11 protein-coding genes are annotated in these 16,083 nt (G+C 34.3%); 4 read left to right on the forward strand and 7 right to left on the reverse strand.

What is annotated here, in order from left to right:
- Positions 1-225: 225 nt before the first annotated feature.
- Positions 226-765, reverse strand: coding sequence for a deoxycytidylate deaminase (locus F6K40_RS31940; RefSeq protein ID WP_293141888.1), 540 nt, complete (start codon positions 763-765; stop codon positions 226-228).
- Positions 762-1,193, reverse strand: a complete 432-nt coding sequence (gene dut, locus F6K40_RS31945; protein ID WP_293141890.1) for a dUTP diphosphatase — start codon at positions 1,191-1,193, stop codon at positions 762-764. The genes F6K40_RS31940 and dut overlap by 4 nt, the downstream gene beginning before the upstream one ends.
- A 278-nt stretch (positions 1,194-1,471) precedes the next feature.
- Here dut and F6K40_RS31950 point away from each other — a divergent pair, with 278 nt between their 5' ends.
- From F6K40_RS31950 to F6K40_RS31960, 3 genes are all read left to right on the forward strand, one after another.
- Positions 1,472-2,503 (forward strand): NAD-dependent epimerase/dehydratase family protein, encoded by a 1,032-nt coding sequence (locus F6K40_RS31950; RefSeq protein WP_293141892.1) that lies wholly within the window; start codon positions 1,472-1,474, stop codon positions 2,501-2,503.
- Positions 2,504-3,014: 511 nt separating this feature from the next.
- Entirely contained in the window at positions 3,015-3,227 is a 213-nt protein-coding gene (locus tag F6K40_RS31955) for a hypothetical protein (protein WP_293141894.1), read from the forward strand.
- Positions 3,224-3,610, forward strand: a complete 387-nt coding sequence (locus F6K40_RS31960) for a type II toxin-antitoxin system VapC family toxin (RefSeq protein ID WP_293141896.1) — start codon at positions 3,224-3,226, stop codon at positions 3,608-3,610. Before F6K40_RS31955 ends, F6K40_RS31960 begins: the two co-directional genes overlap by 4 nt.
- A gap of 190 nt (positions 3,611-3,800) precedes the next feature.
- Here F6K40_RS31960 and thyX read toward each other — a convergent pair whose 3' ends face one another.
- The 5 genes from thyX to F6K40_RS31985 all read right to left on the reverse strand — a co-directional run bounded on the left by thyX (position 3,801) and on the right by F6K40_RS31985 (position 14,965).
- Entirely contained in the window at positions 3,801-6,314 is a 2,514-nt protein-coding gene (thyX, locus tag F6K40_RS31965; RefSeq protein WP_293141898.1) for an FAD-dependent thymidylate synthase, read from the reverse strand.
- Positions 6,315-7,950: 1,636 nt separating this feature from the next.
- Entirely contained in the window at positions 7,951-9,012 is a 1,062-nt protein-coding gene (gene mtnA / locus F6K40_RS31970) for an S-methyl-5-thioribose-1-phosphate isomerase (RefSeq protein WP_293141900.1), read from the reverse strand.
- Positions 9,013-9,779: 767 nt separating this feature from the next.
- Positions 9,780-10,892: a glycosyltransferase family 4 protein gene (locus F6K40_RS31975; protein WP_293141902.1), complete on the reverse strand. Its 1,113-nt coding sequence runs from the start codon at positions 10,890-10,892 to the stop codon at positions 9,780-9,782.
- A gap of 108 nt (positions 10,893-11,000) precedes the next feature.
- Positions 11,001-12,233, reverse strand: coding sequence for an NAD(P)/FAD-dependent oxidoreductase (locus F6K40_RS31980; protein ID WP_293141904.1), 1,233 nt, complete (start codon positions 12,231-12,233; stop codon positions 11,001-11,003).
- Between the two features lie 1,490 nt (positions 12,234-13,723).
- Positions 13,724-14,965 (reverse strand): glycosyltransferase, encoded by a 1,242-nt coding sequence (locus F6K40_RS31985; protein ID WP_293141908.1) that lies wholly within the window; start codon positions 14,963-14,965, stop codon positions 13,724-13,726.
- Between the two features lie 820 nt (positions 14,966-15,785).
- On the opposite strand from F6K40_RS31985, the gene F6K40_RS31990 reads away from it, so the two are divergent.
- Positions 15,786-16,083: hypothetical protein (locus F6K40_RS31990; RefSeq protein ID WP_293141906.1), on the forward strand; the 298-nt coding region annotated here is incomplete at its 3' end.

Below are 16,083 nucleotides of genomic sequence, written 5' to 3' on the forward strand. Positions count from 1 at the left end.
GTTAATCTTCTGGGTTTGGAGACCAAACCCCTACAGTTTTTTTTCACAGATTATTTACGATGGCTATAGTAGTCAGTAGAAATAGCTTTAATCTCATTTTCTCGGATTCAAATTCTCTTTTCTATCCAATAAATATCTGACATCAAATATGTTATTTTACCAAATTATTTGTAATTTTCTTTTTAGTATTACAAAAACAACTTCTGAATTCTGAATTCTCAATTCTCAAGAAGACTTAGGAACAGAAGTGGGAAAAAGTAGAGAACTTGCTGCTTTTTTAGCAATTTTTTCTGAGATAGAAATTTGCTTAATAGTAACTAAACCCTCTTTGATAAACATATCTCTTAAAGCTGCCTTTTCCCCACTATTAAAAGTAGTCTCATAAAAAACTTCTTTAATGCCTGCAGAAATAACTAATTTCAAACAAGAAAGACAAGGTTCTAAGGTGACATAAATAACAGCTCCATTAGTAGAAATGCCATGTTTTGCTGCTTGAGCAATAGCATTAGCTTCGGCATGGACAGCACGGGATGGTAAAATTTTACTGGCATCACAACTACTTAATTCTGGATAACAAAAACCTTGAGTTGTACAATGCGAAGAACCGGAAGGAGAACCATTATAACCAGTTGCTAAAACTTGTTTATTTTTAACTATTACTGCCCCCACTGGAAATGCTAAACAAGTTGAGCGAGTAGCAGCTAATTTAGCAATCATTAAAAAGTATTCATCCCAGGTTGGTCTTTGATATAATTCTTCTGTCATAATATTCCTGTTGAACCAAATCCACCAATATCTCTTTCAGTTGTACTTAATTGATCAACTTCTTCTACTTTAACAGATAAAACTGATGCTATGACCATTTGAGCTATTTTCATTCCTTTAGTTACTTGAAAGGAATTTTTACCATGATTTATGAGAATTATTCCGATTTCTCCTCGGTAAATTTCATCAATAGTTCCGGGAGTATTTAAAACAGTAATTTGATGTTTTAATGCTAATCCACTTCGGGGGCGAATTTGTGCTTCTGTTCCTGACGGTAATTCTATGGAAATACCTGTATGAATCAATTTACTTTCTCCAGGATTAATAGTTAATTCATCAATAGAAAATAAATCTAATCCGGCATCTCCTTTATGAGCATAACAGGGAATAATTGCCAATTCATCTAACTTTTTAACTTTAAGTTTCATAATAGGGAATAGGGAATTTCTTTAATCTATGATAGCTTAATTTATACCTGTATTTCTCAAAACTTTCAGATTTAATTAGTTAGTCTCGTAGTGGCGCGTCAAGCTTGAAATAGTGTTTTAGGAAAACGCTTTTCATCAGCAAAACACACCCTACTGGACTCAAAAAGTTAGTATTTAGGTTTGAATTTCAGTGAATTATCTGAAGCGATCGCTTCATTAACCCACGTTCCGCACGTCAAGTTGTAGCACTAGACTATTATAAGAATAAGGATGAATCGATGGAAATTTTAGATTTTCGTAGCTTACCTGACAAAATCAATAATGAAACCGAACTAGAAGAACTCTTATCCTGTCCCAGTCAAGACCTAATCGAAGATTTAGCCCAACTTGAGGGAGATATTATTGTACTGGGTGCTGGCGGCCAGGTAGGTCCGTCTTTAGCAAGAATGGCCAAACGTGCAGCCCCCCACAAACGTATTATTGCCGTATCCCGTTTTAGTAATTCCGCAGTTCGTGAGCGTCTAGAAAGTTGGGGCGTAGAAACCATTGTCTGTAATTTGCTGGATAATAATGCAGTGGAACAATTGCCAAAACTGCCCAATGTTATCTACATGGCAACGAAATACACGGCAGCGGAAAAACACTTTAACCTCTCCAATATGCAATATGCTGTAGAAGGTCAAGAGCAGTTAATGTGGGTAACAAACACCTATATTCCGGCGTTAGTAGCTCAATCATTTTCTCAATCACGTATTGTGGTTTTATCATCATCGGTGGTTTATCCTTTAGTCTCTGTCACTAGCAAAGGTTTAGATGAAAATGCTAAAACCGAACCATTAGGAGAATATGCTAATTCTTGTGTTGGTCGTGAGCGTATTTTCCAATTCTTTTCTCAAAAATTTGGGACACCAGGGCGACTCATTCGCTTCAGCTATGCAGTTACTTTAAACTGTAAATTTTTATTTGATATAGCCTGTCAAGTTCGAGATCGACAGCCTATCTCTTTAACTACTGACTGTGGTAATTTGATTTGGCAAGGTGATGCCACTGTACAAATTTTGCGTTCTTTGTTACATTGCACCACCCCCACCAGTCCCCTCAATATCGGAGGTTCTGGTTTAGTTAGTGTTCGTTATGTAGCCTATGAGTTTGGGAAAAGATTGGGAAAAACTCCAATTTTTGACGGTGAGGAAGAACCCATAGACTTGTTTAATTCTACAGCAGTTGCTCAAAGTTTGTTTGGCGATCCCGTTGTCCCCGTTAGCAAAATGATTGATTGGATAGCGCATTGGGTTACCAAAAATCAATAAATTTAACTTTCCTGGCGGGAAGTCCCTCTCCTGGTACATTCTTTTCTCCTGTCTCCAGTCTTGAGTCTCCTGTCTCCTACCCTCACCCATAAGACTTTTTCAGCAAACCCTAATTAAAGAGGTTGACATTAAAGACATAGTATGATTTTGAAGAATAACTACAGGAATCAAACAAAAGGACTGCTCTAAATCACCAGACGTTAATTTCTAATTTTTTGGAATAAAAAAATAATTAAGAACCAACTGTTTACTAGACAAAAATATTACTATTGTCCGAATAAGAGCAAATACTAAGTTCAAGTAACTAATTAATGTTAATTGATTGCTATGGCATTCAATAAAGTTCACTTGTCCACAGCAATAATATCCAACCTTTTAGTTACCAATGCTGAATGTGGGATTCTCAGTTGAACAGGCTTCAATCCTCCAAACTGTCAAAACTATGTGTCTTTATAAAAAGGATAATTTGCTTGATCAAACTTGGCGAATTATTAACTCATAAATATTTATTATGATTAACCGTGAACAACTCAAAAATGAACTTGATTCTGTCGATGATGCAACAATTAATATCTTACATGATGTCATAATAGCACTCAAAAAAAATGCTGAATCTTCTAATTTTTCAACCAACTGGTTAGTCAATAATCCACTCAAAAATAGTGTTATTTATGAAAAGGATATTATTTCTCCTATTGATGAAAATTGGGATGTTGACTTATGATTATTCTTGATACCCATGCTTGGATTTGGTGGTTGACAGAATCTCCTAAACTTTCAAAAAAAGCAATCGAAACTATTCAGAATAATACTATCATCGGGATTACTGCTATTAGCTGTTGGGAATTATCTATGCTAGTTGCCAAAAATAGAATTGAATTATCAATGGATGTTCAAATTTGGATGAGTTTAGCTTTCCAGCATCCTAAAGCTAAACTCTTACCCCTTACTCCAGAAATTGCGGTTTTATCAACTCGATTACCTGGAGAATTTCATGGAGATCCTGCGGATAGATTAATTGTTGCTAGTAGTTTGCTTCATAAAGTTCCACTGATTTCCAAAGATGAAAAAATCAAAAGATGGGGATATTTACCTGTCATTTGGTAAATCAATCTATTTTCTGCCTTTTGCCTTCCAGACTGTTTTTCCTGAAACCTCGCAATAACGAGTGGTAAGTCCAACAAGTCAGCGATCGCTTCTTAACCAGAGGCGATCGCTCTCCTCTTTAGTAGTTGCTAAATCTCTACTTCTTAAGGTGCTAATTTGGCTTTAATTCTTACTTTTGACTTTTGAATTTCTAAGGTGCTAACCTACTTTTACCTAATCGATTTTTTTCATACCATTCTGCTATATTGGGCACCCAATCTTGAACATGAGGCCACATTAATTCACAAAGTTTTTGAATTTCTAATTGAGCGTTCTTTTTATAACGTAAATCCAAAAAATGTAGCAAACTCCGACAATTAAAACTAACAACAAAATGCTGCCGATAATCAAAAGGAATTTTTCCTCTTGCGTGTTCTTCAGACATTCCTAATTCCAGATCAATTTGGTATTTTTTAGCCGCCTCCAAACACCACTCTAAATCTTTTTCTCGTTGTTCAGCAGAATAATAATATTTTTTACCCTGACGATCAGAATATTCTCCAACTGGACGTAAGTAAAAAGCAGTTTCTATATCCGTTTTTCCATCTGCTACTGCGATAACTTTTCCCGAACAATATCGATAACTTTGTACATCAAAAGAATTATGAACAACTAAACCGTTAGCTATAAAATTATGCTCGGGATGTTCTACTTCAATATCATAAGTAATTTCTTGACCAAACTTTTCAATCGATTCTATTTCTACAAAGTTAGGGAATAGGGAATAGGGAATAGGGAATAGGGGGGATAAAATTGTTGATTCTATATCTTGAACTGATTTAATTAAAACTTCTGCAAGAGGTCTACTATTTCTGTTTAAACGCAAATTACCCTTTTCATCTAATACTTCTTTTTCCATAAAATTAATTTCTTGTGGAGCAATTTTATCTTTTTTTTGCGGGTTTAATACCCCACCGTCTACACCGTGTTCAAAATTGTTTGGGGTTAGAATCCCCATGCAATTTTCCCTCCTGAATCCTGACTCCTGACTCCTGACTCCTTCTTCAATACCAGTTAATTGCACTTCACATAATTGAGTTCTACTATTAAATTCCTTTAACCTTTTCCAACCTTGATTAGTCCAAAACTGGTGTTCCAATGTAGCTCTTATTTCTTTACCAGAAACAGTTTTTATTGTGTAAGTTTCTTTTTCACCATTAATATAAATATTGGTAATTTTACTAGAAACAAGTTGGTTAGTTTTAGTATCTAAAGTCAAAATAGTACGTCTAGATATACTTTCTTGCATATATTTTGCATCTTGAGAAGTCTGTTGATGTTTTCTCCCGTAATGCCATAAATTAGCTAATTTTTCAATTGTTTCTTCATAATATTTCTCTCCTTTAGATAAAGACGAATGCCCAAATCTAACCATTGTATTACCCGACAAACAACAACCTATTCTATGAGTTCTTGCTTGCTGCATAACACTATGGGGAAAAAATCCACAATTAAAAGTAATTTGAGGATGTTCAATACAATTTCCACACACAATAACTTTTCCATTTCTTCTAACTAATAAAGCACCAGTAGAAACAGAAGCACAATAAACTTTACCTTTGTAATTAACAAAACCTTCCTTTATTTCTACACTTCTATTTTCTTGGCAACATTCGACAGGATATGTAGAAATTTCAGATATATCTAATCTCCAGCAAGGTTTGTGATTTTTATCCGCTTCACCCTCATTTTTATTATTTAAAGTTAGGTTTGCCCTAAAACCATTAATATGTGCAGTTGCTTGAATTATTTCTAAAGCATTTTTATTAGTTGAATTACAGTACCAACTTTTTTCTTTTATATTTGTATGATCGCTGTTTTGTAAGCCATCCCAAAAACTCGCTATTAAATTTGCTGGTAATTCTAATAACCAAATTGGTACAGTCTTATCTTCACAATTAGAAAAATTCCGATGAATCCATGAAGCTAAGGATTTGTGTTCAATTACAAACCTATTTCCCTCAGTTTCTTTGATTTCCAAATTCAATGAAAGTAAATAATCTATTTTGCGAGAATTTTTTATTCTAAACCTAACAACACCAGAATTTTTATTTATACTTCTCAGCCCATCTCTATAGAAAAAACCTGCTATTCTAAAAGCTGTTTGTAAGTCGATATTTTCTGGTAAATCATTAGGCAACTTTCTGGCATTATTTTTTAAATAGCAATTCAATAAATAACGTACTGATGTATTATAAACATCCTCAGCTTTTTTACTAAACCATTCTGTCCAATTATTTTCCGTACTTGTTCTTTGGGAAATTATCATTCTATGGTCTTTCGTAACTAGCAAATCAATAAAATTGCTCTGAACATAATACAATTCATCATCTATATCATACTCATAAAGTTGATTTGGCTTTTCAAACCAAGCCTCTTTTGTGTCAGTATTTACAGTTAGTAACTGCGTAGAATATGTTACTTCATTCCAAGTCATCCAACCTTGATTTGTTAACACTTCAGTATCAGCAGAATAGCATCCATAATGGCCGCGATCGCCTGCTAAAAGTCTCTTAACAATAATTTCCCCACACTTGGCTTCCGAAGGCCAAGTATTTTGTTCATCAAATACAAATCCTTCACTATAATCTTGATGCAAAGCTGCATAAATTACCTGTTGAGGATTTGGTGTTTTAGTAATAACTTCTACTCGAAATTTATCCATAAAATTATTCTAAAGTTGAGCTAAATACAAGAGCAAAACAACTTATCATTATTGCACTATAAAATTGAGTATCTAAAAAATGATAGATTTTTCTTATTTTTGACTTTGATAACCCTAGGCAAATATATTAATCTTAAATTATTTGTCAAAAAAACTGTAGGGGTTTGGTTTCCAAATCCCCCTTGGGTTTGACGATTAAATTATAGATTTTTCGGGTTTTTGACTTTGATAACACTAGGCAAATATATTAATCCTAAATTATTTATCAAAAAAACTGTAGGGGTTTGGTTTCCAAATCCCCCTTGGGTTTTAGGCAAATATATTAATCCTAAATTATTTGTCAAAAAAACTGTAGGGGTTTGGTTTCCAAATCCCCCTTGGGTTTGACGATTAAATTATAGATTTTTCTGATTTTTGACTTTGATAACACTAGGCAAATATATTAATCCTAAATTATTTATCAAAAAAACTGTAGGGGTTTGGTTTCCAAATCCTCCTTGGGTTTGACGATTAAATTATAGATTTTTCTGATTTTTGACTTTGATAACACTAGGCAAATATATTAATCCTAAATTATTTGTCAAAAAAACTGTAGGGGTTTGGTTTCCAAATCCCCCTTGGATTTGACGATTAAATTATAGATTTTTCGGGTTTTTGACTTTGATAACACTAGGCAAATATATTAATTCTAAATTATTTGTCAAAAAAACTGTAGGGGTTTGGTTTCCAAATCCCCCTTGGGTTTTAGGCAAATATATTAATCCTAAATTATTGATCAAAAAAACTGTAGGGGTTTGGTTTCCAAATCCTCCTTGGGTTTGACGATTAAATTATAGATTTTTCTGATTTTTGACTTTGATAACACTAGGCAAATATATTAATCTTAAATTATTTGTCAAAAAAACTGTAGGGGTTTGGTTTCCAAATCCCCCTTGGGTTTGACGATTAAATTATAGATTTTTCGGGTTTTTGACTTTGATAACACTAGGCAAATATATTAATCCTAAATTATTTGTCAAAAAAACTGTAGGGGTTTGGTTTCCAAATCCTCCTTGGGTTTGACGATTAAATTATAGATTTTTCTGATTTTTGACTTTGATAACCTTAGGCAAATATATTAATTCTAAATTATTTGTCAAAAAAACTGTAGGGGTTTGGTTTCCAAATCCCCCTTGGATTTGACGATTAAATTATAAATTTTTCTGATTTTTGACTTTGATAACACTAGGCAAATATATTAATCCTAAATTATTTCAGGACTTACGCAAAAACGCTATATCTAGTAAGGGCGAATGCCATTCGCCCCTACAGATGGTGTATAACTCTATATTTTGCGTAAGTCCTGTATTTGTCAAAAAAACGATGGGATTTTGGCTCCCAAATCCTTTATGCGCTTTGGTTTGGAGGGTTAGGTTTTTTAATCCACATTTTCAAGTTTGACGCGCCACTACTCCCTGTACCGACGTTGCATAACAAAAATGCGTTTTCCTTACGGAATGCTGCGCAAACATGTCGCGTAGCGTTAACGTTTGCGGTAGCATTCCGATAGGAAAGTTGTGCGGAACGCTAAACGTCCCTACCTACTCCCTGATGAAACTGATAGCTAATAGCTAACTGCTAAATGCTTACCTGAAAATTAAACCGACTGCTTAACCCGAAATTGTTCTAATTCTCCCGGCGCAACTGTACCATATTCTGTCATTATTCCGGCAATTAATTCCGCAGGTGTAACATCAAATGCTGGATTATAAAATTCTACTCCTTCCGGACAAATGCGCGTTTCTCCTACCTGATATATTTCCTTCGCATCCCTTTCTTCAATTGGTATTTGACTACCATCAAATATTTTAAAGTCGATAGTCGATAAAGGTGCTGCCACAAAAAAGGGAACATTATGCGCTTTAGCAACAATAGCGAGACTGTAAGTACCAATTTTATTAGCAGTATCCCCATTTGCTGCTATTCTGTCAGCTCCCACTACTACAGCATGAATTAAACCTTGTTTCATACAATGAGCTGCCATGTTATCACTAATTAAAGTAACAGGTATATTTTCTTGAACGCATTCCCAAGTAGTAAGTTTTGCACCTTGGAGACGGGGACGAGTCTCATCAGCGTAGACTTTTGCCAACCTTCCATCTCGCCACGCGGAACGAATCACACCCAATGCTGTACCATAACCAGCAGTTGCTAAAGCACCCGCATTACAGTGAGTTAATATGTTCAACTTTTCTGGAGTAGTAGGTAAAACTTCAACTCCGCGATCGCCTATATTTTTACAAGTTTGTAAATCTTCTGCATGAATATTTTTAGCAGTTTCTAATAAAGCTGTTTGAATTTCTTCTACAGAACCATTAGTTTGATTTGCTACTTTTAACATTCGCTCAATTGCCCAAAATAAATTAACAGCAGTTGGGCGAGTTTGTCGTAACCTTACAGCTACTTCTTCTAACTGTTTTAGAAATGAGTTTCTATCAGTTATGGAAATTTCTTTAGCTCCTAAATACATTCCATAAGCTGCCGATACACCAATAGCTGGTGCCCCACGAACTATCATCGTTTTAATAGCTCGTGCCATCTCTTCAGAACTATTAATTTCGACAATTTTATATTCTCCGGGTAAGCGAGTTTGATCAATTAATAAAACACGGTCATTTTCCCAAATAATCGGATTAACTTCTGTAATTTTAGACATCATAATTTTTCCTTTTTTTTCAAAAAAACAAACATATTTAGGTTGAACGAAGTTACGACCCAGGAAGCTAGCTAAATGCTATAAGCTGATATAACAATCCTCAACTAAATTATAGAATTTTATTGTAGGGGTTTGCTCTCCCAACCCTGGTTAAAATCTGATATTGAACATTTATAGTAATCCTCAACTAAATCAGAGAATTTTATTGTAGGGGTTTGGTTTCCCAACCCTAGTAAAAATCTGATTTGGAGACCAAACTTCTACAGTATTTTTTTTCACAAATTATTGAGGATTGCTATAGCTAGTTAAAGTCTATATTCATCTAAACTACTTCCTTAAAAGAAGGCTATTTTAGCTCTCCTACTGACAGCAAGCTAGCTAAATACTTGCCCCTTATCTACACGAAAATTAGTATTTTTACATAACTCTTGATTAAGCTGAATATAACAGAGAATCATTTTCTCACGCTCAAAAAAATTGAACATTTATAACAATCCTCAACTAAATCAGAGAATTTTATTGTAGGGGTTTGGTCTCCAAACCCTGGTTAAAATCTGATATTGAACATTTATAGTAATCCTCAACTAAATCAGAGAATTTTATTGTAGGGGTTTGGTTTCCCAACCCTAGTAAAAATATGATTTGGGGACCAAACTTATACAGTATTTTTTTCAGAAATTATTGAGGATTGCTATAGCTAGTTAAAGTCTATATTCATCTCAACTACCTTCTTAAAAGAAAGCTATTTTGGCTCTCCTGCTGACAGCAAGCTAGCTAAATACTTGCCCCTTATCTACACGAAAATTAGTATCTTTACATAACTCTTGATAAAGCTGAATATAAGAAATAATCATTTTCTCACGCTCAAAAGATTGAACATTTAATAGTCCTTTTTGTTTTAATAATTCAAGCATAGGGAGACTCTCAGTAATCGTTTCTGCTGCCTTTTCAGGCATACTTGGATTAATATAGATAGCCGCTTCTCCTCCAACCTCAGTCATCGGAGTGCGGTTGGAAGTAAATACAGGACAACCACAAGCTTGAGCTTCTATAATAGGCCAGCCAAAACCTTCCTTTAAAGAAGGAAATAGTAAAGCAGTGGCAGACGAATAGAGGGCACGCAAATTTTCATTGTCTATTCTTACCAGTTCTATAACTTTTTGTCTAAGATTATGGGTTTTAATATATTGACACATCTCATTGGTAAAAGATTGACCAACCATAACTAGATAACAATATTCTTGTAGCTTTTTTTGTGTTAGATAATAAAATATTTCTAGCACTCCAAGTCGATTTTTGTAGCAAGCATTTCCTCCCACGTGTAATAGGAACCCAGAATTTTTAGGAATTCCTAAATTGTCTAAATAGTCTGGAGTTTCTGTCTTTTTCATTGGAGTATAAGCATAGTTCAAACCCATATAAATAAGAGAAATAGCATTAGCTTTGAGGGAACTAAGTCGAAGTAAATCTTGCCTTGTTTGCTCTGAAATACAAGCGACTTTTTGAGCGTGATTTAGTCCGTTTAAAATCATTTTTTGTAATTGCTTACCAGTCCATCGAGTCGGGTTTTCTGGAATTTCCCCTAATGCGGAACAAATTGCTAAAAGATCGTTACAGGTAACAACATGAGGAACATTTTGTAGATGTAGATATTTAGTGTAAATCGCATTAGAATGGTCGCAGATATGAACAACATCAGCCCAAGATATTTCCTGACGGAGTTTTTTTGGAAAAAAGATAAATTTATCAACGTAGCCTAACCATTTATTTATATTTGTTGGAAATGATTTAATACGATTTATTGAAGGATCAGGACGAATAACGCGCACTTGATGGCCGAATTGGGATAAGCCAGTTTCAAGCATAGTAGCAAATTTATCCATACTTTGTATGTCATCTGGGAGATAGTTTGCTAGTAATAAAATTTTCATTTAACAGGGAGGAAATAGGGAATAAATTTTCACAACCAATGATTACGAAAAATGATTTTTTCAGTTGAAGAAATTACTAAATTGTTGCCAGACTAATTTTAGCTTGCGTTGTATATATTTACCCAATCCTTTATACAACTTTTGAAAATTGTATTCAAATAAAATATTCATCATATCTTCTACTGTAAAAGATTTTAAATACTTCACTACTCGATCAATTGATTCATCACTATCCTGGATATATTTTTTGCGTGCCATTTGTTCACAAATATTCCATTTTATAGCATATCGTCTCTGAATTTCTTTTTGATAGGGGCGAAAATTATATAACCGTTTTTGGAGATATTTTTGTATATATTTACTAGCTATTTCTGCATTTGTCATGCCATGCCTAATACCCTCGCCACCCAATATATTAATACTAGATACTGCATCACCAATAGCAATAACATTATCTTGATAATAAATATCTTTTAATCCTACCGAATATTTCATAGTTGAACCATGAATATCTATTAATTTATACTTTTCAAGCTTCATATAATCTTGAATCAATAGTTCTAGATACCACCTCATTGATTTTGTTTCTACTATTTGTTTATGTTCTAAATTACACCTGGCTACACCAATTTTTAATCTTTGCTTTTCTGCTTCCATAGGAAATATCCAAGAATAACCTTTCGGCATCCATTTATGACCTAATAAAAAAATTAAATTATTAGCATATTTATCATATTCCCTAGGTTCAACTTCAATTAAATATTCAATTCCAACACCAGCTAAGAACTCAGGTTGGCTACTTTTTTTCTCATACATAACTGCTCTTGCATATCCAGTCGCGTCAACTAAAACTTCTGTACTAACAACAATTTTTTCACCACCAAAACGCCTAATTTCTACAATAGTTTTTCCATCTTCTTGAAAGTGTCTAATATAACGACAACCCATCCAAACTTTACCCTTATAAGCTTCTACTTCTCCTGCCAAAAATTCTCTAAGTTTAGCAAAATTTAAAACAGCTCCTAAAGTTTTTTGTGATGTCCAGGTGTGATTAATGTTAGTTGTAACAATACTAATTTTCTGCCAATAACTACCGACTACTGTTTCTGGTAAATTAAAATTTTTAATAGTTTCTTGAGGAGTTGCTGCACTAGAAAAGTCATTTTTTTCAAATGTTTTGTGTTGTTCAACAAGTAAAATTTTATATCCTAATTTTGCTAAGATTCTAGCACATTGACACCCTGCGGGACCAGCTCCAATTACTACTATATTAAAATCATTGATAATGTTCATAATGCCTGATTTTTGGCGTTGCTGAAAATAATGTGTAAGTAAGCATTCAGCCGTCAGCTATTAGCTAGCCTCCTGCGGAGGAGCTGCGCTATCAGCTTCATTAACCTTTAAAAGAGGTAAAAGTAATTGAGAGGTTTCAAAGAATTAAAAGTATGGGTCATTTCAGTTATCATAAGAGTTTGTTTTTAAGCCTTCGCTAACATTAAACACAAAGCACAACGTTAGTTGTACCACAGGTATACAACTGATTCGTTCAAAGAACATTTATATCTTCGTCAAGCTAACACCATTATTTACTAGGATACAGCTTTCTTTAGATTTTTTTAAAATTAGCTCTAACTTCATCAAAATCCCATAAATTTTCTGTATAACTTTACAGAAACTTTTTATTAAGTTTCAAAAGATAATTAGTAATATTTATAGGCATTTTATGGCATTCACGTAATTACTTCACCTCAACTGATGTTTTCTACAAAATACTGTGCAAATAGACATTTTTTTTTATATAAAATGTCTAATTACCACTAGAAAATTTACTTAAAAACTCAATTGTTAAACTCAACAATAGGATAAATTAAATATGACAAATATTCGTCTAAAAGCTGAATAAATGAACCTGTTTAACCATCGAAAATTATTAGATATTATAGATGGTTTAGGCATATTGAGTTTACTAAATCTGTTAGATGATTTTCCGTTAAAAATTTAGAAATAATTTTGAGATCAAATCCGCTTACACTGCTTTTCAGATTGATGAACCACATCGTCACAATCAAAATCCTGTAGGGACGTTCTATGGAACGTCCCTACATTAGTCTACCGAAATGAAAACTGGTGTAATATAGAATCCGGGTAATTAGTTATCGTATCGCTTACAGGGAGTCAGGAGTCAGGAGTCAGTAAAAAGAAAAGATTGGAACTTGGGAATTGTATAATTTGTATTCATGCTTAACATCTGTATTAAGAGAAAGTAATTTTGCAATTACTGTATAACCGGATTCTATATTATATAACCGGACTCTATATCATCCCAAAATTTCAATAACTATAACGTTGCAGTTCAGGGTATGACCCCTCATGGCGTCAAAAATATCGGGAAACATTACCGTTTGAAAACTTATTATATAACCGGACTCTATATCATCCCAAAATTTCAATAACTATAACGTTGCAGTTCAGGGTATGACCCCTCATAGCGCTCAAAATATCGGGAAACATTACCGTAGGGGTTTGGCCTCCAAACCCTCATCTAAGATCGGGTTGAACACTTATTATATAACCGGACTCTATATAATTCGGTATAATATCAAGTCCGTTTAATTGCACATACAATAATCGCATCTACAGGATTTGAGGATAGTCTAGGCAGTTGAGGTAAGGATTCTTGACACGCCCTAGAAATAAGTAGTTGAGTATTTTCTACTGTACGGGTGATTTCCTACTCATGCGAGCAAACGCGAATCACCCCTACTGACTACTGACTACTGATATCAGGTACTACGCCAATTCAATTTCAGATTAACCCAGAAGTTCCATAGGGTTGCTACAACGATCGCAATTAAGTTTGCTATATATCGATTAGGCAGCAAAAAATTAAACACTAAATTTAAAGTCAAGATATTTATAAACAAGCCAGCTAAACAAATAATATTGAATTTACAGAATCGTTTTAACAATTTAGCTCTACCTTTTTGTTGACGAGAATAATCTCTAAACGTCCAGCGATCGTTCCAAATGAAATTATTAACAATTGCTAACTCTCCTGCCACCAACTTACTGCGAGTCAACCCCAGGGCTAAAGTAGTGGGATCGCTCAGTAAATAGAGAATAATCATATCAACAAAAACTCCACTTAAGCCAACAATTCCGAAGCGAATGAATCGACTAAAAGGCCATAGAAAAATTCTCAGCCTCAAGAGATGATGAATATAATCCCGATATTGTCGCCAAGTCACCTTACTATCACCGTCTAGACGCTCCTGGAAAACATAGCCTACCTCTGCAACCCGCCCAATATTGCCTCTAGCGATGACTTCAATGAGAATTTTGTATCCCACTGGATATAGCCTACATTCAGCGATCGCGTTCCGTCTCACCAGAAAGTACCCACTCATAGGATCGGAAACTTTACCAATAGTATTAGGTAAAATTAACAACCCTAGAGTTTGCGCCCCTCTTGACAAAAAACGTCGCATAAAACTCCAATCACTAACACCACCCTCTTGAGTATGTCGGCTAGCCACTGCTAAATCTGCACCCAGACAAATTTTCCCCAGTAATTCCAATACACTTTCAGGTGGGTGTTGTAAGTCAGCATCAATTACCCCCAAAATCTCGCCTCGGGCGCTTTGCCAGCCTCGAATCACAGCAGTTGATAACCCACGTTCGTGTTGACGGCGCATGACTTGCAACTGTGAATAATGCTCCATCAGTTTTTGTGCAACTTGCCAAGTTAAGTCAGGACTATTATCATCGACGACAATTAACTCGTAACGTTGAGGTAACACTCGATCTAGTACCTCACAAAGCTTACTGACTACTCTTTCGATATTTTCAGCTTCGTTATAAGTAGGTAAAACCAAAGAAAACCAAATCTCAGATTTTGATGCTTCTGCTGTCTGCTGAATCAGCTCTTCAAGGGAGATTTCTGTTAAATTGGAAGATAAAGAGGGAACTTCTAGAGATCCAGATGCTGGTACTAAAAGAGACTTGAGTGATGTTTGATCTGGCATAGCTTGGAGTAATTCGATAACATCGTTTCTAATTAAAATTTTTGGCGTTGTTGAACTAAGGTATGAAAATAAAAACTGAATAATCTCTAAGTATTTGTTATTCAATAGTTTAGCAATTGCCAACAAATAAAAATCATATCCAAAATTATCAATGCCAGATTTTTTGATCGCTAATGCACACAACACAAATACTTATTATCTTCATGCTTAAGCATTATTTCGATTATTTCACAATACCATATCTTGAAGAGTTTTTGAGAACACAGAAGAAAATTACTTTAGGACTTACGCAAAGAAACCCGGTTTCTACGATAAATCCTTGTTTTGAGCAATAGACGTCTACGAGAAACCGGGTTTCTGGGTTCTCCTGCGTAAGTCCTGTACTTATTGAACTATTCCCTTCCCTCACTAATAGACTTCTTCAGAAAAGAGGGAGTAGGGAGTAGGGAGCAGGGAATAGAGGGAAAGAATTAATGTTTTCTGCAGGGTAATTGATTTGATTTTTTATTTTTGAAGATGTCTAATAGACTTCTTCAGTAAATTTTAAGTATAATTACTTAATTTTTTCTTTCTCTCACTAACAGACTTTTTAACTTTTTCAGTAAATTTTAAGTATAATTACTTAAAAATTGCTATAACTTCATCAAAACTTCATAAATTTTCCGTATAATTTACTAAAACTTTATGAAAAATTTTAGTAGACAGACTATAATAAAATGAAATGGTTATATAGCAAGGGTTTTACACTCTTGTGTAATTAATAACATCCAAGTAGCACTAGAAAATTTACTGATAAACTCAAGGATGGGGTAAATTAAATATGACAAACATTCGTCTAGAAGCAGAAGACATGAGTCTAACTGGTTACAAAACTGAATCCACAAGTGTCGCTTCCGATGGTGCATTAGTTTCTTTGTTTAAGTCAGGCAACACCCAAGGAACTGCTTCTGACACATTTACAGGAGAAACAGGTTATTACGATGTCAAAGTTGGTTTCTTCGACGAAAATGATGGCGAAAGTGAAATCTCCATAGAAATAGGAACAGCACAAGAGCAATGGACTTTAGACGAAGATTTAGGTCATGCTGGAGTCAGCGATACTAATAAAGTAGAACGAA

The sequence above is a fragment of the Okeania sp. SIO3I5 genome, from assembly GCF_010672085.1.
Lineage (GTDB): Bacteria > Cyanobacteriota > Cyanobacteriia > Cyanobacteriales > Microcoleaceae > Trichodesmium.

Bases quoted from the DNA above. Each gene is read 5' to 3' on its own strand.
- F6K40_RS31980 (WP_293141904.1), bottom strand. From the start codon at position 12,233: ATGAACATTATCAATGATTTTAATATAGTAGTAATTGGAGCTGGTCCC.
- F6K40_RS31960 (WP_293141896.1), top strand. From the start codon at position 3,224: ATGATTATTCTTGATACCCATGCTTGGATTTGGTGGTTGACAGAATCT.
- F6K40_RS31975 (WP_293141902.1), bottom strand. From the start codon at position 10,892: ATGGATAAATTTGCTACTATGCTTGAAACTGGCTTATCCCAATTCGGC.
- mtnA (WP_293141900.1), bottom strand. From the start codon at position 9,012: ATGATGTCTAAAATTACAGAAGTTAATCCGATTATTTGGGAAAATGAC.
- dut (WP_293141890.1), bottom strand. From the start codon at position 1,193: ATGAAACTTAAAGTTAAAAAGTTAGATGAATTGGCAATTATTCCCTGT.
- F6K40_RS31985 (WP_293141908.1), bottom strand. From the start codon at position 14,965: ATGCCAGATCAAACATCACTCAAGTCTCTTTTAGTACCAGCATCTGGA.
- F6K40_RS31940 (WP_293141888.1), bottom strand. From the start codon at position 765: ATGACAGAAGAATTATATCAAAGACCAACCTGGGATGAATACTTTTTA.
- F6K40_RS31955 (WP_293141894.1), top strand. From the start codon at position 3,015: ATGATTAACCGTGAACAACTCAAAAATGAACTTGATTCTGTCGATGAT.
- F6K40_RS31950 (WP_293141892.1), top strand. From the start codon at position 1,472: ATGGAAATTTTAGATTTTCGTAGCTTACCTGACAAAATCAATAATGAA.
- thyX (WP_293141898.1), bottom strand. From the start codon at position 6,314: ATGGATAAATTTCGAGTAGAAGTTATTACTAAAACACCAAATCCTCAA.